This window comes from Desulfonatronum parangueonense, assembly GCF_054656975.1.
On the sequence record NZ_BAAHXH010000003.1, the window covers coordinates 4,588,071 to 4,607,610 of the forward strand.

Consider the following 19,540-nt stretch of genomic DNA (forward strand, 5'->3'; position numbering starts at 1 on the left):
GGTTTGCAGGATGTCGGACATCCTTGGGTTGACAGGTGTTGAACCGGATCAGCGTTTGTCTTGGGTCCCGAAGTGCTGCAGGACTCGGTCCAGGATGATGGCCACGATGACGATGCCCAGGCCGGCCTCGAACCCGTTGCCCATCTGCAGGCGCTGGATGGCCCGCCAGACCTCGCCACCCAGACCCCGAGCGCCGATCATGGCCGCGATGACCACCATGGACAAACCGAGCATGACGGTCTGGTTCACTCCGGCCATGATGGTCGGCGTGGCCAGGGGCAGTTGCAGCTTGAACAGCTTCTGCCATTTCGTGGAGCCGAAGGCGTCGGCGCATTCCACCAGTTCTCGGGGAACCTGCTTGATGCCCAGGCAGGTCAGGCGAATGGCCGGGGGCATGGAGAAGATCACAGTGGCGAAGATCGCGGCCACCTTGCCCAGACCGAAAAACGGGATGGCCGGGATCAGGTAGACAAAGGCGGGCATGGTCTGCATCACGTCCAGCACCGGCTGAACGACCCGGTTGATGCCGTTGTGCAGGGCTGCCAGAATGCCAATGGGAATAGCGATGGTCAGCGCGGTGAGGGTGGCGATGAGGACGAGGGTGATGGTGCTGATCGTGGGAACCCAGAGCCCCATGTTCCAGATGAGCGCCAGGCCCAGCAACGTGAAGAGGGCAATGCCCCGTTTCCTGGTCAGCCAGAAGGTCAACCCCGTGGCGGCCAGGATGAACAGCCAGGGAGGAAGGAACATGAGGCCGTTTTCAAGGATCCGGATCACGTTTTCCATGACCTGGGTAAAGGCAATGGTCAGAAAAGCGAAGTTGGTGACCAGGAAGTCGATGAATGCTTCAATGGTCGCGCCAATAGGTATTTTAGGCATTGTTGGTCCTCCCTCGTTCGGCCAAGGCAGCCAGCAGCGATCCGCGGATAATCACGCCTCGAAGTTTGCGGTCGGCAGTGACTACCGGCAACGGGTAGGGCAGCTCGGCCATGATCGGAATCAGTTCCGCTGCCGGTGTTTCGGGGAGCACGCTGACAAAATCGGTTTGCATGATGCGGTGCAGTTCGGTCTCGCCGCGCGCTGAGGCCTCGGAAGCCGTATCCGCGGTAACGTAGCCGATGACCTTCTGTTCCGAGTCATGAACGAAGATCTGGGAGAGCCCCTGTTTCTGCATGAAACGCAGGGCGGATTTCGGACCATGGGCCGAAAGGAAGACCACGGCCTTGGGTTTGATCATCACGCTTTCCGCGGTCAAGACCTTGGTGATGTCCACGTTTTCCACGAACCGGGCCACGTAGTCATTGGCCGGGTTGGTCAAGATTTGCTCGGCGGTCCCGATCTGAACAATGGCGCCGTCCTTCATCAGCACGATCCGGTCTCCCAGCTTGAGTGCTTCGTCCAGGTCGTGACTGATGAACACGATGGTTTTGTGCATCGCGCTTTGCAGATTGATCAGTTCGTCCTGCATGTCGCCGCGGATGAGGGGGTCCAAGGCGCTGAACGCCTCGTCCATGAGCAGGATGTCCGGGTCCAGGGCCAAGGCTCGGGCCAATCCAACCCGCTGTTGCATGCCGCCGGAGAGGTTCACGGGGTAATAATCCTCCCAGCCTTTCAGGCCGACCTGCTCGAGGGCGATCATGGCCTTTTCCCGGCGTTTGACGGGATCAAGGCCCTGGATTTCAAGCCCGTATTCCGCGTTCTGACAGACTGTTCGATGCGGAAAAAGGGCAAAATTCTGAAAAACCATGCCCAGCTTGGTCAACCGGACCTGGCGAAGCTTGTCCAAAGGCAGGGCGGTAATGTCTTCATCATCAATGAAGATCTTTCCGGCAGTGGGTTCGATCAACCGATTGATACAGCGAACCAGGGTCGATTTGCCGCTGCCGGACAGGCCCATGACCACGACAATTTCCCCCGGGGCTACGTTAAAGCTGGCATCCGCCACTCCGACGCCGCACCCGGTTTTATCCAAAATTTCGTCCTTGCCTGCTCCATGCTGGAGCATTTTCAGGGCTTCCTTGGATTGCGAACCGAAAATTTTCGTCAGATGCTCTATTCTGATTTTCGGCTCTTTGAGATTTTCAGGCATCAACTCCATCCTCTACGAGTATAATATGATCTTAAAGAAAACTAAAGAAAGGACATGTTCATTCCTTTATCTACACGGACTTGCCGGCTGAGTCAACATGGAATTTGGGAATAATGAGGATCAAGTCATTCAATGCAGAGTTGCAATCAAACAAATTCATTTTGGTACAAATGAATTAGGAATGCCTTATTTATAAGGTACATTAGTTTAATATAATATTTTCATATCGAATCCAATCATTAAATCTGACCATATATAATTGGACAAAATTTAGCATTAAATAAATAATGTTTTATTACTTCGGTACTGAAAGAAATATAAGTGGTGCATTTTTTTTCTTTCAAGGGGCGAACAGGCTTTATCGTGGGAAATTTCTATCTAAAAGCCGTCAATTTTGGTGGAAATGTGGTTTTAAATTTTGATTTTTTTCAAATATTATTGTAAATAATGTCAAAATCCAATTTCGTTACCCTGTTCCTGAAGGATTCCCAGAATGGCCTTATCGTATCCGGCCCATGCAAATACCTGTTCCCACGCAGCACAACGTTCTCATGAAGTATGGTGCTTATTGCGGCGTAGAAGCGGATTGCTTTTCAAGGGGCTTTCAGCGCAAAATCAAAGCAACCCGGACCTCAGCTGAGTAGTTACTTTGTTTTTGGGACATGATGACAAATCCCAGGTTCGAGGATTACCTTCAACTGGCTTCCGAAGAAACCGGCGTGGTCGCGGAAGCGGTCCGTTTTTCCCGGATTCATGCAAAGAAGTTGCTGCTGTTGGACACCCATGGATATGTTGTCCCCAGAGACATGATCAAGAATATGCTTCATTGAAATTATATCGACGTCCAGCGGCATCTTTTGCTGTTGTGTTTGTCAACAGGGTGCAACTTTTTGTAACTATTCAGCAAGCGTTCTTTCTCCGGTAATCGGAATCGGGGTCGGGGTCGGAATCGGTATCGAAAACAATGGAATGCCCTTCCACATGGCTTCGCTTCGATACCGATCCCGATACCGACCCCGATTCCGAGCCAAATCCGGCAACAGCATTAATACTGCTGAGTAGTTACAATTTTTTTTGAAACCCGTGAAACGCCTGTTACGCAGAATGACAAGCGTGAACACTCAGCGAATTCTGATCTTCAGTTGAGTGAGTGTATCCAAGGATTCATGCTCTTTGGCCTGTCAATGTCGACAGGGACTCAAAGGATGAGCTGCGCCAGACAGACATGCGCGACAGGAGAACCATGGCAATCATGGCCTGGTTCTTGTATTGACAATCTTTGGCGTTGCCGAATGAGTTTCTTGGCGTATCATGGCAAGCATGACCAGGATTCCCGCCTTCAAGGGAATGACTCGCTATTTTCAATGCCGACTCCGAGTCAGTCATGCCCGCGAAGGCGGTATCCAGTCCGTTTTTAACTCAGGTGACCTGGACAATTCTCTCGCTCTGTAACTACTCAGCTAATCCATGTTCAAGATGATCAACCACCAAGAGCACGAAGGACACGAAGGTTAATGACACGAAGATTACGGCGGATGGATTTCGGTAAGAATATTGCGAATGCACGGTGCGCCACTCCTTTTCTTCCTTCGTGCTCTTCGTGCCTTTCGTGGTGATAAAGAATCAACATGAAATTAGAACAAACTTTGCATCAGAATTGCTGAATAGTTACCCCGCTCTTTTACTTCCGGGTTGTTCAATGTTGGGTGAAACCATGCGTCGGCTTTTGAATTGCCGTGGTCCACGGATCATATTTTCAATGGAGGTTCCGCTTGAGGAACATTCGAGTCACTCGCACAGCGGACATTCCTGATGAATTGCGCGTGGCCCGGAGCCTCAAAGCGCCGGAAGTCGGGCCACGGATCCTGTTTTTCAGTGGAGGGACCGCGCTCAACCCCTTGAGCCGGGATCTCGTGCAGTACACCCACAATTCGATCCATCTGGTAACGCCCTTTGATTCCGGAGGCAGTTCGGCAAAGCTGCGCAGGGCTTTCCGGATGCCGGCCGTGGGCGATCTGCGCAGTCGGTTGATGGCGCTTACGGACCAGAGCGTGAAGGGCAATCCCGAAGTATGCCGCCTTTTTGCGCACCGGATGTCCCTTTTCGACGAGCCTGATCTGTTGCGGCAACAGTTGCACAACCTGGCTTCCGGTGAGCATCTGTTGATGCAGCCAATTCCGGATCCCATGAGAAGTATCGTGCAAGATCATCTGGGCGCCTTCATGGAGCACATGCCCCAGGATTTCGATCTGCGCGGAGCCAGTATCGGAAACTTGATTCTTGCCGCGGGCTACCTTGCTGGTCAGCGGAACATTGATCCGGTAATTTTCCTTTTCAGTAAGTTGGCTGAAGTCCTGGGCGAGGTGCTTCCGGTTTTGGACGAGGATCTGCACCTGGCCGTGGAACTGGAAAACGGAACGCACATCATTGGACAGCATCTGCTCACGGGCAAGGAGGTGCCGCCGATATCCTCGAGGGTCAAGCGGATCTGGATCAACCGAAATCCGTCATCCAACGAGCCTGCGCGGGCAAAAATACGAAATCATGTTCGCGACCTGATCCTGCAGGCCGAATTGATCTGTTTTCCCATGGGCAGTTTTTATTCCAGCGTCATTGCGAACGTGTTGCCGGATGGCGTGGGGCAGGCCGTTTCCGAGAACGATTGCCCGAAGGTGTATATTCCAAATACCGGAACCGATCCCGAACAGTTCGGAATGACCTTGGCCGACAATGTGGCTACGTTGCTCCGGTATTTGCGTGCCTCCAGCAATGGGGAGCCGCCCGTGAACAAGCTGGTCAACGTCGTGTTGCTGGATTCCGATGCAGAGAGGTACGTTCAGCCGGTGGATGTCGCGGCCGTACGAAAACTCGGCATCGAGGTGCTGACCATGCCGTTTGTCGACGATGAGCGGGAGAATAAGCTGGAGGGAAAACGTCTGCTGAAGGTGTTGTTATCGCTGATCTAAACTTTTAGAGGAGATGAATCATGTCAAAAGATGAAGTCAAGTTCGAAGGCGTCATGGAACGGAGTCAGGTCGTGACCTATCTCGAGGACCTGATCGCCAGCTTGAAAAAAGGTCAGATTTGCGTGCGTCAGGACGATCAGTTCGTGACACTTTGCCCGAGCCGGACCATGGAGGTGGAGGTCAAGGCCTCCTCGAAAAAAGACAAGGAAAAGTTTGAACTCGAGTTCAAATGGCATCGCGAGGAAGGTCAAGAGGACAATCCGGAGATGAATCGTTCCGCAACCGGTGAGGAAAAGTCGAAATCAGGGAAGGATCCCTTACCGGCGGTGAGTGCGCCCGCCATTGAGGCCCAGGCCGGCACTTCGGATGCGCAGTCCGACGAGGAGACGGGCATTTCCGGAGTGGGCATGGCTACGGACAAGAAACAGGACAGTGCTCCGGCATAACGATTGACAGTGCCGGACCGAATGAAGCTGCATGGCGGCTCGGGCAACGCCCGGGCCGCTTTTTTCATTGACTGATTGGTAACTGCTCAGCACAGGTTATGTGAATGACCTCCGGCAATCGGGGTCGGAGTCAAGGCGGATTCTCTGACCGGAATACGATGCTTTTTCCCGGCAGGGACAGGACGCAATCTAACAGCATTTTCAAAATTGAGAGTAAAAAAGTGAAAAGTTGAGTATTTTCACTTATAGTAAACCAAGTGGCGAGGTCGGAATTTCTGGATACTTTGGAATTCCCTTGCGGATACATGGTTTTCCCCAGGTTTCGAATTAATGTCGGAGATCTAACAGCTTAGAAAAGTCAAGTTATAAAAGTTCATATTTTTAGCATGTTATATGGAGCTGAAATATTCTTGCGGGCGCAAAAAAAAGGATGATTCGCGCCTTGCCTCATGATCTTCAATTGGCTTAAGACTCACGTCCATGAGCGTCATCTGGAAAAAATCTCTTGAAATTCTTCAAAAATCAATAAATCCGGCCCATGTCAGGGCCTGGTTGATCCCTTTGCAGTCCTCACTGGACGACAACGGTCTCACCCTGATTGCCTCCAACGGCTTCGTGGCCTCGTGGGTCAAGAACCGTTATCTCGAGGCCATTGAACATGCCGTGCGTCACGTTTCCAATCGTGATGTCAGCGTGCGGATCATCAGCGCTTCCAATGGGGAACGGCGTGCGGAATGCTCGGCTCCACAACGCATGCAGCAGCACTCCCTTCCCATGTCCCTGACCCCGGAGCTGCCTGTAGTGCATATCTCGGCGAACGCGGAGAACAAGGGCGACGCCAGGGCAAGCGTGTCCGGAGGAGTCGGAGGATGCAAGGCAGGATCGACGAATGCAACCAGCTGGCGTTTTTCCTTCCAGGATTTCGTTGTCGGTCCGAGCAATGAACTGGCCTTCAGCGCTGCCCGCAGCATCTGCCGGCAGCAGCTGGTCACGGACCAATTCTACATCTGCTCTGCTCCCGGTCTTGGAAAAACCCATCTCCTGCAGGCCATCGGTCGGGAGTTGGCTGAAAATGGCGGCAGGAACAGGAACAAGGTTCGGCTGGCGTATCTCAGTGCCGAGGACTTTGCCTGTCGGATGGTCATGGCATTAAAGCGCCGGGAGATGGAGACATTCAAAGCCGGCTTCCGGGAAGGGGTGGACGTCTTGCTGTTGGAAGACGTCCATTTCCTGCAAGGCAAGGAAAAGACCCAGGAAGAGTTGCTCGCAACCATCAAGTCCATGCGTTCCCTGGGCAAACAGGTCATTTTTACGAGTTCCTTCCTCCCACGGGAATTGCCCAAGCTGGATGGGCAGCTGGCTTCCCAGTTCTGTGACGGATTCATGGCGGTCATTGAAAAACCGGATTTCGCAACCCGGATGCGCATCCTGGAGGCCAAGGCCAAGGTGTTTCAGGTTCAGATTCCCCAGGACGTCAACGAACTGTTTGCCAACTCCATTCCCAATGACATCCGGCTCCTGGAGAATTGTCTGCAGAACCTGGTGATCAAGGCCAGGCTGATGAATCAGCGGATTTCCCACGGCCTTGCCCTGGAGATTCTCCGCAACTATGCTCCTTCCGCGGCCAAACCGGATCTGGAAAGCATCATCGCCTTCGTCTGCCGCTCCTTCAACCTGTCCCACGAAGCCCTGCGCACCAAAAGCCGAAAAAAAGAGAATGTTCTCGCCCGGAACACCATTTTCTTTCTGGCCCGCAAACATACGGACATGTCCCTGAAGGACATCGGCGAGGCATTCAACCGTAAACATTCCACCGTGATCAAGGGCATCACCACCGTGGAGCGCGAAATGTCCCTGCAAAGCCAGGTGGGCAGGCAGATGGACCGCCTGGTCCAAACCCTGGAAACCCAAGCGTCACCGGGCGCTCCTTCCTCCCAGGTTCTTATCCATTGATTTCGGTAACAATTCAGGTTCAGAACAGGAAGAGGTTAGGTAACTACTCAATAACTCCGGGCAGTGAACCATAGAAAAAACACCTGGACCCCGGCCTGCGCCGGGGTGACGACCGAGAGAACTCGCTTTCGAGGTACTCCACTCCGTCATACCGGCGCAGGCCGGTATCCAGGCAGCACGGATCCGCGGTGGTTGGTTGCCCTGCCTTATTAAGCAGTTACGAGGTTAGGTTTGCACAAACTTGTGACAAGCATGATCTGGATTCCCGCCCTTCGCGAGAATGACTTGTATTATGCCGTCTCCGGATCAGTTATACCCGCGAAGGCGGGTATCCAGTCGGTTTACTCGGATGAGAATGAGCTGAGTAGTTACATTACGATTTTCGCCAGATATTGATCACCTGAGCGCGCTGAGCATCCAGGTCGAACGCCTGGGCTGTCTGTTGTCCTGCCCGCAGAGCCTGTTCCCGTTCCCCGGCGACGGCGGTGTCGGTCCAGAGCCGGACGGCTTGTTCCAATGCCAGAGCCGCGGCCAGCGCGTCGCCGTCCGGAACCCAGAATCCGTTGCCCGACCAGGGATTCGACGGAAGGGGCCACCACGGGCGCCATCCCTCCCCCTCGATCTGGCTCATGTACTCCCAGCCCCCGAAGCCGGCGAATCCCACCGGAAGACAGCCGCAGGCCATGGCCTCCAGAGGCGGCAGCGGGCAGCCTTCGGGATAGCCCGTGGCCAAAAAAACATGCGCGCGTCTCAGAATGCGGGCCACTCCAGGCGCATCCTGCCCATGTATTTCCTCCCAGATCAGCTTGTCAGGATGCGACAGGCCGGGATTCCTCGCGTTGATGATCGCCCGGATCATCTCGACCTGGGCCTTGTTCTTGCGGGGCATGTAGGCCACCCGCAGGGGACCGTCGGGTTTGCGGGGCGGAGCGTGAAAGATCGAGCGGTCGATGCCCGGTCGCAAAACCGGATACATGCTGCCCAGGGTCTGCTCGATGAACCAGGCCACGGGACGCGATACGGCCAGAAACGAGACCGGCAAGTCCCGCCAGGACACCCCTTCCGGCAGGCTGGAAAACAGGTACGCCCAGTTCTGGACGTACACCACGCATCTGGCTGAGGCCCGCAACCCCGGAGTCAGGGCATTGACCCAACCCTCGGGAACCAGCCAGATGTCCTCTTCACGCAATTTGAGGCGATTCCACTCCAGTACCGGAGTCGAAAGCCAGCTCGGAAGCGAGGGCCGGTTCGATTCCCTGGGCACGATTCGGACCGGGAATCCGCAATGATGCAGATGTTCGGCCACCTGCATCAGCACGGCCAGCCCGCCGCTGATTTTGGCCATGGGGGGGAGAAAGACGTAGGTGGTCATTTTGTGGCCTCCAGCACCATCATTATTTTGTCAGCCCGCATGTGCCGGGATTCTGTCATGGGCAGGAACTGAGTCTACTGATCGTCCCGCGGAGGTCTGCAGGAGGTTTCGCGGGTCAGCCAGGCCAGGATTACGGTGATGCAGAGCCAGCCGATCATGGGCAGAAAAGCGAATTGGTAGTCCTGGGGTTCGTAGATCCGGACACCGTCCACCATTGCGCCGCTCCACCGGCGATCCAGGAGCCAGCCGATTAGGGGTTGGAGGATCATTGGGCCGGACATGGTGCCCATGTTGCAGACTCCGGTCACCGTGCCGGCCAAGCCGGCGGGCACGGATTCCTTGGCGTAGGCGAAGCCCACGATGACCACGCCGCAGGCGCAGCCCGCGATCAGGACGATCACCGTGAACAGGGCCAGAGGCAGGCCGGGAATGAGCAGGGCCGCGGACCATGCGGCCAGGGCGGTCATGGATGCGGCCACATAGGGTTGTTTTCGGACGCACAGCCTGTCCGAAACGTAGCCGAAAATCGGGCCGGAGAGGGCCCAGGCGATCATCACGGCTGAGGTCAGGATTGCCGCGGCCAACGGGGACAGGCCATAGCGGACTTCCAGGTACGGAACGCCCCATAGGCCGCTGAAGGCCAGAACCGTGCCCACCATGCCGCCCTGGGCCACGGACAACAAGATCGTGTTGCGATAGCGGAAGATCCGGCCAAGGCCCTGGAGCAGGCCGGCCAGGGAAAATTTCGATCCGGACTTTGGCAGCGGGTTGTAGGATGCATAGCCACGATCCGCGGGATCGTCCCGGACAATGATCCAGATGGCGACGCCCACTGCGAGGATGGCTAGGCCCAGAGCCCACATCACTCCGCGCCAGCCCATCACATCCACCATCAAGCGCAGGGGGGCCCCGGCGGTGACTGCGCCGATCACCCCGACCAGCAGTCCGATGCCGGTGACAAACGCGAACATGCGCAACGGAAACCAGTGCATGGCCAGCTTCATCAGGGTTACCCAGGCCACGGCCAAGGATCCGCCGATGAGCAGCCGGCCGATGTTCGCCAGGATCACGGTGTCGGCCATGGCAAAGAAAATGGTGCCCAGGGCGGCCAGCAGGGCGCCCGCGGTCAGCAGTCGACGCGGCCCCCAGTGGTCGGCCAAGATTCCGGTGGGCACCTGCATGGCCACGTAGCTGTAGAAGTAAAAGGCCGAAAAATTTCCCAGGGCCGCGGCGCCGATCTGGAAGTCGCTCATCAACAGGTCGGTCATTACGGCCGGCGCCACCCGCTGATAAAAGCTCATGAAGTAGAGGCTCGCGCCCAGGGCCCAGATCAGCCAGGAGAGCTTGAGGGGGGGGTAAGACTGCGCAGAGGTGGAAGGGGTATGCATATGGGGTTCGCGGCCTGATGAAATTGGGTTGGTTCCTGAACCGAAGGCGGCGTCGACGGCGTCAGGTCTTGGGGGGTATTTCAGCGCCGGGGGTTTTTATCGTCCGGTTGGTCAAATAGACGCCCCCGCCAACCATGGCGGCGCCCAGGATCAGGGTGAGGTTCAAGGATTCGCCGAGGATCAGGAAACCGGAAACAATGGCCCAGATAGGCACGAAGTTGATGAACACCGCGGCCCTGGAGGGGCCGATTTCCTTTACGGCCTGATAGAACCAGGTAAAGCCCAGCACGGTCCCGAACATCCCTAGATAGAGCAAGGCCGCCCAGAGTGTCCAGGAAATCTGGAGAAGGTGCCCGATCAATCCTTCCGCCAGGCTGAAGGGCAGGAGCATGGCCGTGCCCACCAGGCATGAGCAGGTCACGGCGGCATGGGGGGAAAGGTTCTGCATCATCACCTTGCCCACCAGCAGGTAGGTGACCCAACTGGCCACGCACCCGAAAATGGCGAGGTCGCCCCAGGACAGGACCTGGCTGAACAGGGCCAGGGGATGCCCGCCGGTGATGGCCAGCACGGCGCCGGAAATGGACAGACCGATGCCGATCAGTCTCCCGGAGCCCAGCGGTTCCTTGAACAGCAGGGCCGCCAGCAGGGCCACGAAAATCGGATTGGTGGCCACGATCACCGCGGCGCGTCCGGCTTCCACGGATTGCAGGCCGATGAAGAACAAGACATTGTAGGCAAAGATTCCGCTCAGTCCCAGCACGATGATGGGCAGGATCTGCGCAGCCCGAGGGCGGGGCAGGCCGCCCTCGTAGATCCGCACCAGAATCACCAGGCAAACCGAGGCGATGGCAAAGCGCAAAAAGGCCGCGGAAAAGGGCGGCAGCTCGCGGGAGACCAGCCGACCGGCGACAAAGGTGCCGCCCCAGAACATGGAGGTGCAGAGGAGTTTGAGATAGGTTTGCATGATGGAATAAACGTGTCGCTATTGTGAGAATGCCTTTCCGCAATCTCCGGGTCCTGGCCAACAAAAAAAGGGACGGGGTTGGTCCCGTCCCTGTGGTGCTGGAAAGAGCTTCCGATCGCTATTTTTTCATGGTGATCAGTCCGGCCTGGCCGAGGATGTCCTTGAGCCGGGCTTCGCTGTTGGGCTGGAGGCGGACCATGGGCAGACGCAGCTCGGGCTTGATCCGGCCCATGAGCGCCAGGGCGGTCTTGGCCGGTCCGGGGTTGGTCTCCAGGAACATGGCCCGGAACAGAGGGGCCATCTCGTAATGCAGATCCTGGGCTTTGCCCAGGTTGTCGTCGTGAAATTCCCGGCACATGGCGCTCATCTTGTCCGGCACGATGTTCGAGACCACGGAGATGACGCCCTTGCCTCCCAGAGCCAGGGTGGGCAGGACCGTGAAATCATCGCCGGAAAGCACGATGAAGTCCGCGCCGCAATATTCCAGAACCTCGGAAACCTGGGCCATGTTCCCGGTGGCCTCCTTTACGCCCTTCACTTCCGGCACTTCCCGGAAAAGCCTGGCCAGGGTTTCGGGAAGCAGGTTGACGCAGGTTCTTCCCGGCACGTTGTAGAGGATCAGTGGAATCGAAACTTCCTTGGCAATGGTCTTGAAATGGACCACCAGCCCTTCCTGGGTGGGCTTGTTGTAGTAGGGCGTGATCAGCAGGGCGCCGTCGGCCTTGGCCTGCTTGGCCACCTTGGTCAGTTCGACGGCCTCCCTGGTGCTGTTGGAGCCGGAGCCGGCCAGCACCGGAACCCGTCCCTTGGCCTGATCAACGCAGATTTTGACGACCTGAGCATGCTCGGCATGGGACAGGGTTGCCGATTCTCCGGTGGTCCCGCAGGGAACGAGTCCGTTGATGCCCTGTTCGATCTGCCATTCGATCAGGCTTCGGTAGGCTTCTTCATCGATCACGCCGTTCTTGAACGGGGTTACCAGGGCTGTAAATGCACCAGTAAAAGACATTGTTCCTCCTTATGCTGCTCGTTGGAGCTGGCTGTGGGAAATTCGCAAAGAGCAGGGGCCTTGTTTAAGATTGGGTCGGCGGGACGAGGCCCAATGCACGCAGGTTCAGAGTGGCCACAAAGACGAGCATGGCCTTGCCGGTCAGAAACAGGGTGTCATTGTCGATGGTGATCCCGAGCAGATCTTGACCCGAAGTTCTGACCTGAACGTGGGCGCCTGTGCGGGCCAGGGCTTGGGATACCAGGGCGGATGCGGCGGCTCCGGTTCCGCAGGCGAAGGTTTCTCCCTCCACGCCGCGCTCGTAGGTGCGCAACAAGAGGTTGTCGGAATTGATCACCTGGACGAAATTGACATTGGTTCCGCTGGGAGCGAATCGGGGATGATAGCGGAACCGAGGACCGAGTTCCGCAATGTTGACGGACTGTACGTCCGGCACGAATACCACCAGATGGGGAACCCCTGTGTTGACGTAGTGCACGTCAATGATTTGTCCGTCAAGGGGGAGGGCGATGTCGAGCAGCAGGTCCCGGGCCGGAGTGAGCTGGACCTTGACCAGGTCCTGTTCCGGCAGCACTTCGGCCGTGATGGGACCGGCATCCGTACCCAGAACATGCTCCCTGTCGGCAAGGCCGAGTTCATAGGCCAGCCGTGCGGCGCAACGAGATCCATTGCCGCACATTTCGGCCCGGGAGCCGTCGGCGTTGAAGAAATGCCAGAAATAGTCCACATCGGCCCGATCATGACTCTTGTCCAGGAAGATCAAGCCGTCCGAGCCCATGCCGAAGGCCTTGCGGCACACGGCCTTGGCCCAGCCGGCCATTTCCGCGGGGGCAAGACGCAGCTCGCGGTTGTCCAGGAGCACGAAATCATTGCCGCTGCCCTGCATTTTGAAGCACTGCACCCAGGGGCCGAAAAGATCGCTCTTGAAGGTATGTTGGTTCATGGATTTTTTGCGGCTGACACAAGTCTTGATAAGGGATATTACCGTCATGCCCGGCAGGCATGTTCATGGGAAAACACGTTACGTGTTCAAATGACGGATTCGGGGCTGACGTTCAAAACGTCTCGTCCCTGATGTCCGAAACGTCGTGCCGATGGTGTCGGCGGGTGAGGCGGCTGGGGGCCTCAAGCTGAATGCTGGATCATGTCTGCGAAGATTCAGGAGACATCTTCGTTCAGGTGATCCTTCAGCTCCTTGCCCGGCCGGAAGAACGGGAGGCGCTTCGGTTTGACTTCCACGGACTGTCCGGTTTTCGGGTTGCGTCCCTTGTAGCCTTGGTAATCCTTGACCTTGAAGCTGCCGAACCCCCTGATTTCCACCCGATCACCCTGGATCATCGATTCCTTGATGGACTGAAAAAACGTATTAACCACAATGGTGGCTTCTTCCATCGGAATGTCATTTTTTTCAGAAAGAGTTTTGATCAATTCGCTCTTATTCATGTGCTTTCCCCCAAAGTATCGGCGATGAAAATGGACAGCATGCGAAACCTTCTGATGTCCTTACACTGATTCGTGATAGAATTCTATAGGTTGGAAGGCTGAAAATAAAATTCAGCAATGCACGTAAACGGCGCATGCACGCACGGGCAATATTTTCGTGGTGAACGGTCAGAAATTTCTCAATACCGGATTATTGGCCAAATCCGGCATGAGGGCCGTCCGCAGACTCTGGATGCGTTCGGCCAGAACCCGGATATCCTGGGCGGCAATGCAATTGGGCGCCAGTTCAACCAGGGCCTGCTGCCTGCTCACGGCGATCCCCATGTTGGGATCATTACGCACCATGCCCAGATAGTTCAGGTGAAAACTGAGAAATTTGCGTACAGCCGCATCCAGGCGATGAAACGTGGTTTGCGCCTCTTCCCGGTCCTGGACCTGATTGGCCAGAATCAAAAAGTCATGCAACCCCGTCTTGGCGGACAATACCTTGATCACGGCATAGGCATCTGTGAGCGACGTGGGCTCCGGAGTCAGGACGACGATCCGTTTGGCCGCGGCCTGGGCCATGGAGAGCAGGGTGGGGTTCAGGCCGGCGGCCAGATCCAGAATCACGAACGAATATGCGGAGATGATCGGCTGCAGTTTTTCCAGCAACAGGCCGCGCTGGTCTTCATCCATTTCGACCAGTTCGGGAACACCGGAGGCGGAGGGCAGCAGGTCCAGGTTCGGTGCAATGGATTGCACGATGCTCGTTGCGGAGATGTCGCTGGAGAGCAGATCCTGAATGGTGATGTCGCTGGATATACCCAGCAGCACATCCAGGTTTGCCAGACCTAGGTCGCAATCCAGCAACAGACATTTGTGTCCCAGCTGGCTGAGGCAGTAGCCCATGTTGGCGCTTAAACTGGATTTGCCAACTCCCCCCTTGCCGCTGAAAACGGCAATGCTCAGAGTTTTATTGATGTTGATGTTGGCGTTGGTGTTGGTGTTCATAATAAGGTTGTTGTCACCGTGATGGATCAGGACGAAAGCGCCCGAAACAGGTAGTTTTTTTCATCCGAATCGACCAGGGTATGCGCGGACAGCTCCGGTGAAATGTCCCGGAATGGCGATTTTACCAGGCGGTTCTTTCCGGACTGTTTTGCGGCATACAATGCCTTGTCCGCCATTTCCAACAGTTCCTGGGGCTGCAATTCCTTGAAGCCTTTGTAGCAGGCCAGTCCCACGGAAACGGTCACCTGCGGATTCTTGGCCGGATTCGGGCAATCAAAACGCAGATTGCGCACGGCGTCCATGACCCGGGCAAGCAGCAGCGCGGCGCTGGTCTGGGTGGTATCCGGCATAAGCAATGCAAATTCCTCGCCACCAAGTCTGACGCCCAGGTCGGACTGCCGGATGTTGTCGCGCAGTATCGCGGCCACGGAACGTAGCACCAGATCCCCATGGATGTGTCCGCAGATGTCGTTGATCTTCTTGAAGTCGTCAATATCCAGGATGGCCAGGCTCAGGGACAGTCCGGACCGTCGGGTCCGCTCCATCTCGCTGTGCAGGGTCTGCTCAAAGACGCCGCGCAAGGCCAGTCCGGTCAGATTGTCATGACCTGCCGCGTGGCTGAGATCGTTGATTTTCTGCTGGATTCGGGTCAGGGCGGGATAAAGTTCGCCGTCCACGGGCAGGATCATCCACGGCAGGGGATTCAGCCGCGATTCCAGTTCCGCCTGCTGGGGCCGGGAAAAACCATCCAAGATGCGAAACAGAACAGCCCCCGGTCCGTTTTCATTGGACATGGCATCCGGTTTGAGGCGGGAAATTTCCGCACGCAGAATTTCCAGTTCCGCCAGCACTTCGTGAAAAGTATCCATGAGAGCGCGATCAACCGATTCGTTGCATATGTGTTTCGAGAAGGTGATTGCGGATAAAACCGTCGATGTCCCCATCCAGTACGGCCTCGACATTGCCCATTTCGAAGTTGGTGCGGTGATCCTTGACCAGGCGATACGGCTGCATGGTATATGTTCGAATCTGACTGCCCCAGGCTATGGAGTCCTTCGTGGCGTACTGGGCCTGCTTCTCGTCCTCGCGTTTGCGCAGTTCCAGTTCGTAGAGCCGGGCCTTGAGCATTTTCATGGCCGCATCCTTGTTCCGGTGCTGGGACTTTTCATTCTGGCACTGGGTGACGATGTTCGTGGGCAGGTGCGTGATCCGGATCGCCGAGCTGGTCTTGTTCACGTGCTGTCCGCCGGGTCCGCTGGCCCGGAATACATCAATGCGCAGATCCTCATCGTTGATTTCGATCTCGATTTCCTGGCCCACGTCCGGATACACGTCCACGGAAGCAAAGGAGGTATGCCGTCGGCCTGAGGAATCGAAGGGAGAGATCCGGATCAGACGGTGGATGCCTTTTTCGCTTTTCAGGAGCCCATAAACATGGGAGCCCTCAATTTGGAGCACCACGCTCTTCACTCCGGCCTCATCACCCGGCAGGTAATCCAGAATCTGGATCCGGAATTGATGGCGTTCAGACCATCTCTTGTACATGCGCAGCAGCATTTCCGCCCAGTCCTGGGCTTCCGTGCCGCCCGCGCCGGGGTGGATCTCCAGAATGGCCGGATGCTGGTCTTCCGGCGCGCTGAGCAGGGTGTGCAGTTCGGCCTGCTGCAGCCTTTCGGCAAGGATGCCGATGTGACGCTGGACTTCTTCCAGGACTTCCTTTTCAGGCTCGTCCTCGGCCATGGTCAGCCAGTCCCGCAGGTCCTGCTTCGCCTTGTCCAGGGCTTTCCACTCCTCGAGAGAAACGCTGAGGCGGCTCTTTTCCTGGAGCAGGGGGGTCATGCTGCCCGGATCATTCCAGGCCTCAGGGTGGGAGATGGCCTTGTCGATCTCCACGAGCCGGGCTTCGTAGGAATCGTGGTCAAAGACTCCTCCAGAAACTGTTGAACTGGTTTTCAAGGACGGCGCTCTCGGTCCTCAATTCAGAAAGTTGCAGAATTTTTCTGCTGTTGTTGGCGCGTTGGGCTTCAGCCGTGCTCATATAATTCTTCTCCGGAAAATTTTGAATTCACGTAACTATTCAGTACATGGTGTGCGAGCTGCCTCCGACATCGGGGTCGGTGTCGGGGTCGGAATCGGTTTCGAAAAATGTTGAGAAAGACCTACGCATGGCTCCGCCTGCGATCCCGGTACCGATACCCACGCCGACTGCGATGTCAAAGTCCGCAGGGCAGTAGCATGCTGAACAGTTACGAATTCACTTCGTTGAACATTTCGGTGCGACATGCAACATATTGTTTACTGAGCCGAGTACAAAATTATTTGCACTGAGATCTTCTGTCTGTCCGGCGCTGCCTTTGTCTTCTGCCCTTGTTATCCCGTGTTCAGATCATTTCCGTACGCGTCTGCTCATGAAAATCCGAAAAAACGAGGCAACGGGGACAGTTGTTTGCTGACAATCAGCGTTTGGCGCCTAGCAGCACTTAAAGTACGTAGTAATTATGTGGTAATTTGCAACTATGTTTTTTAAGAATGACGACGCAGGCCTGCCCACGACGTAATGATCACGATCAGCAGTGCCGCTCCCGGAAGCGTCCATTGAAAGAACGAATAATGACGATGAAACAAGGTGGTTTCATCGATAAGACGAATATCCGGATATGACAGCGTCAGCTGTTGGAAGAGAGTGCCTGCCTCGAGTCGGCGACCGCGGGGATCGACAATCGCGGTAATGCCCGTATTGGTGGATCGAACAAGGTAGCGCCCCTGCTCCACGGCCCTGAGAACAGCCTGATGCAAGTGCTGACGAGGAGCTGAGGAGTGGCCGAACCAGGCATCGTTGCTGATGTTTACCAGAAGGTTCGCGCCGGCGCGAATCCGTTCCTGGCTCAACCCGGGAAATATGGCTTCGTAGCAAATGAGCATACCCAGGGCAAGTTTTTCCAGGCGCAGAGGTCGGGGATCGTCGCCGGGGATGAATTCTCCATCCCCATGGGCCAGGCGGCTGATGAAGGGAAAGAGCCTGCTCAAAGGAACGTACTCACCAAAGGGCACAAGATGTTCCTTGTCGTAAACGCCGACGGTTTCCCCGGCTGGGTTGAGCAGGAAGGCGGAGTTGGCATAGCGGATTTCTCCGGTCAGCAGATCGATCTGGTAGCGCGGAGCGCCGGTGAGCAATGTGAACCTGTTGGTTCTGACAAAGTCGCGGACCTGCCGGGACAGGGCGTTTTCCTCCTGCAAATAGAACGGAATCGCCGTCTCAGGCCAGACTACCAGATCCGGCTGCGACGACATTTCCTTTCGCGTGAGCTGCAGGTACTTCTGGATCGTGGCCTCCTGGAACTCCGGGTCCCATTTCAGGCTTTGGTCGATATTGCCCTGGATCAGGGCGACCCGAATGCGTTCACCATCGGGCAGGGGCGACTTCACTGCCGTCACACCGTACAGGATCAGCAACAGAACCGAGGAAAGGCCGAGAATCAGGCAGTATCTGCTCCTGAAAGACAGCATCAGCCAGGCCGTGCAGGTGACGAAAATGGCGGACAGCCAGTATTCGCCAACCAGAGCCAGAGACTGAATTGTCACGGGCCAGGGCGCCATGGCCGCAGGCAGGGTCAGCCAGGAAAAGCCGGTGAACAGGGTTCCCTGCGCCATTTCCAGGGCGCCCCAGAGCACTCCGCCGCCCAGGGCCAAGGCGACAGGAGGGAGTACCGGGTGCATCCAGCGGATCAGCGCGGAAAAAAGACCCGAGTAGAGGCCCAGGTACATGCCCAGGAGCAGAGGGCAGGGCAGGGCCAGTATCCAGTGCAGCCCGCCGTAGACATGGACGGGAATGAAAATCCAGTACAGGCAGGCGGCAAAGGCGATGCTTCCGCAGATCCAGCCGCTCCGAAAAGCTGCACGGGGAGTTGGTTCCCGCAGTCCAAGCCAGAACAAAACCGCCGGGAAAAGGAAGACCACGCCGGGTATATGGGATACGGGGTTGGCATGGCCGAACCAAGCCCCCAGCAGAGAGAGCAAGACAGGGGTGATCATCATTCTTCACTTGCGGAGTTTTCGGGCAGGAGGCGAACTTCGATCCAGCGCACCTTTTTCTGATCCGCGTCCTTGATTTTGAATTGATAGCCCTGGATTTCAAAGGCGTCGTCCTTGCGGGGGACACGGCCCGCCAGCTGGGAAAGATAGCCCCCGATGGTGTCCACCTGCTCGCTTTCCAGATGCACCACGAGATGTTCCCGCAGTTCCACCAGTTCTGTTCGACCGGAAACGAGGTAGCTGCCGTCATCCTGGACCTGGATGTCGTCCGGTCTCGGAGCATCGTACTCGTCCTCGATGTCGCCGACAATTTCCTCCAGCACGTCCTCGAAGGTGAGCATTCCGGATGTTCCGCCGTACTCGTCCAGGGCGATGGCCAGATGGTTTTTCCGAGATTGAAACTCCAGAAGCATTTCCATGACGTTTTTCGTTTCCGGGATGAACAAGGGCTCCCGCATCACGCTCTCCAAGGTGCCCCGGGGAGAGGAGTTGGGGTGCAGAATGAATTGGAGCAAGTCCTTGGCGTGCACGATGCCGATGATGTTGTCCTTGTTGTCCTTGTAAACCGGGATTCTGGTGTGGCCATGGGCAATGATCATCTCGGCCACGTCCTCGATGTTGTCTTCGATCTCCGCGCAATCGATATCCGTGCGTGGGATCATGATTTCGTGGACCTGTTTGCGACCCAGGCGCAAGACCTTCAGGACGATGGCCGCCTCCTCCTTCCGGATTTCGCCTTCTTCCTTGGCCGCCAGAATAATGGCTTCAATATTGGACGAATCGCCTTTGCGAAAGATCCGTTTGAACATATTCCAGAATTTTCCTTCAATGCCCTCTTCCAAGCTTCCTCCCGCTATAGTGGATTATAACTGCGTTTATTGT

General features: G+C 56.3%; 16 protein-coding genes and 1 pseudogene. 4 read left to right on the top strand and 13 right to left on the bottom strand.

What is annotated here, in order from left to right:
• Window positions 1-48: 48 nt before the first annotated feature.
• Both ACYQ15_RS20590 and ACYQ15_RS20595 read right to left on the bottom strand, forming a co-directional pair.
• Window positions 49-879, bottom strand: coding sequence for an ABC transporter permease (locus ACYQ15_RS20590; RefSeq protein WP_459939344.1), 831 nt, complete (start codon window positions 877-879; stop codon window positions 49-51).
• The gene (locus ACYQ15_RS20595) at window positions 872-2,089 is read right to left on the bottom strand and encodes a quaternary amine ABC transporter ATP-binding protein (RefSeq protein ID WP_459939345.1); all 1,218 of its coding nucleotides are present in this window, start codon (window positions 2,087-2,089) and stop codon (window positions 872-874) included. Before ACYQ15_RS20595 ends, ACYQ15_RS20590 begins: the two co-directional genes overlap by 8 nt.
• 662 nt (window positions 2,090-2,751) lie before the next feature.
• Here ACYQ15_RS20595 and ACYQ15_RS20600 point away from each other — a divergent pair.
• From ACYQ15_RS20600 to ACYQ15_RS20615, 4 genes are all read left to right on the top strand, one after another.
• Complete coding sequence (locus tag ACYQ15_RS20600; protein ID WP_459939346.1) at window positions 2,752-2,919, top strand: hypothetical protein; 168 nt, start codon at window positions 2,752-2,754, stop codon at window positions 2,917-2,919.
• A 942-nt stretch (window positions 2,920-3,861) separates the two neighbouring features.
• Window positions 3,862-5,055, top strand: a complete 1,194-nt coding sequence (locus ACYQ15_RS20605; RefSeq protein ID WP_459939347.1) for a GAK system CofD-like protein — start codon at window positions 3,862-3,864, stop codon at window positions 5,053-5,055.
• A gap of 20 nt (window positions 5,056-5,075) precedes the next feature.
• A complete protein-coding gene (locus tag ACYQ15_RS20610) occupies window positions 5,076-5,501 on the top strand; it encodes an amphi-Trp domain-containing protein (RefSeq protein WP_459939348.1) in 426 nt (141 codons plus the stop codon).
• A gap of 480 nt (window positions 5,502-5,981) precedes the next feature.
• Entirely contained in the window at window positions 5,982-7,454 is a 1,473-nt protein-coding gene (locus ACYQ15_RS20615) for a DnaA ATPase domain-containing protein (RefSeq protein ID WP_459939349.1), read from the top strand.
• Between the two features lie 373 nt (window positions 7,455-7,827).
• Here ACYQ15_RS20615 and ACYQ15_RS20620 read toward each other — a convergent pair whose 3' ends face one another.
• The 11 genes and pseudogenes from ACYQ15_RS20620 to ACYQ15_RS20670 all read right to left on the bottom strand — a co-directional run bounded on the left by ACYQ15_RS20620 (window position 7,828) and on the right by ACYQ15_RS20670 (window position 19,467).
• Window positions 7,828-8,826 carry a glycosyltransferase gene (locus tag ACYQ15_RS20620; protein ID WP_459939350.1) on the bottom strand — a complete coding sequence of 333 codons (999 nt, stop codon included), beginning with the start codon at window positions 8,824-8,826 and terminating at the stop codon, window positions 7,828-7,830.
• Between the two features lie 74 nt (window positions 8,827-8,900).
• Window positions 8,901-10,214, bottom strand: a complete 1,314-nt coding sequence (locus ACYQ15_RS20625) for an MFS transporter (RefSeq protein ID WP_459939351.1) — start codon at window positions 10,212-10,214, stop codon at window positions 8,901-8,903.
• A 61-nt stretch (window positions 10,215-10,275) separates the two neighbouring features.
• Window positions 10,276-11,181 carry a DMT family transporter gene (locus ACYQ15_RS20630; RefSeq protein ID WP_459939352.1) on the bottom strand — a complete coding sequence of 302 codons (906 nt, stop codon included), beginning with the start codon at window positions 11,179-11,181 and terminating at the stop codon, window positions 10,276-10,278.
• 118 nt (window positions 11,182-11,299) lie between these two features.
• Complete coding sequence (gene dapA, locus ACYQ15_RS20635; protein WP_459939353.1) at window positions 11,300-12,190, bottom strand: 4-hydroxy-tetrahydrodipicolinate synthase; 891 nt, start codon at window positions 12,188-12,190, stop codon at window positions 11,300-11,302.
• Window positions 12,191-12,254: 64 nt separating this feature from the next.
• Complete coding sequence (gene dapF, locus ACYQ15_RS20640) at window positions 12,255-13,133, bottom strand: diaminopimelate epimerase (protein WP_459939354.1); 879 nt, start codon at window positions 13,131-13,133, stop codon at window positions 12,255-12,257.
• Between the two features lie 215 nt (window positions 13,134-13,348).
• Window positions 13,349-13,663, bottom strand: a pseudogene (locus ACYQ15_RS20645) (HU family DNA-binding protein); the annotation flags it as partial.
• A 138-nt stretch (window positions 13,664-13,801) separates the two neighbouring features.
• Window positions 13,802-14,626, bottom strand: coding sequence for an AAA family ATPase (locus ACYQ15_RS20650; protein WP_459939356.1), 825 nt, complete (start codon window positions 14,624-14,626; stop codon window positions 13,802-13,804).
• A 26-nt stretch (window positions 14,627-14,652) separates the two neighbouring features.
• Entirely contained in the window at window positions 14,653-15,495 is an 843-nt protein-coding gene (locus ACYQ15_RS20655; protein ID WP_459939357.1) for a GGDEF domain-containing protein, read from the bottom strand.
• A 10-nt stretch (window positions 15,496-15,505) separates the two neighbouring features.
• Window positions 15,506-16,622 (bottom strand): peptide chain release factor 2 gene (gene prfB, locus ACYQ15_RS20660; protein WP_459939630.1). Its coding sequence is split into 2 segments (ribosomal slippage): window positions 15,506-16,546 and window positions 16,548-16,622, totalling 1,116 coding nucleotides; the frame shifts between segments, so codons are not numbered across the junction.
• 527 nt (window positions 16,623-17,149) lie between these two features.
• Window positions 17,150-18,661 (bottom strand): apolipoprotein N-acyltransferase, encoded by a 1,512-nt coding sequence (lnt, locus tag ACYQ15_RS20665; protein ID WP_459939358.1) that lies wholly within the window; start codon window positions 18,659-18,661, stop codon window positions 17,150-17,152.
• The gene (locus ACYQ15_RS20670) at window positions 18,658-19,467 is read right to left on the bottom strand and encodes a hemolysin family protein (protein ID WP_459939359.1); all 810 of its coding nucleotides are present in this window, start codon (window positions 19,465-19,467) and stop codon (window positions 18,658-18,660) included. Before ACYQ15_RS20670 ends, lnt begins: the two co-directional genes overlap by 4 nt.
• Window positions 19,468-19,540: the final 73 nt, after the last annotated feature.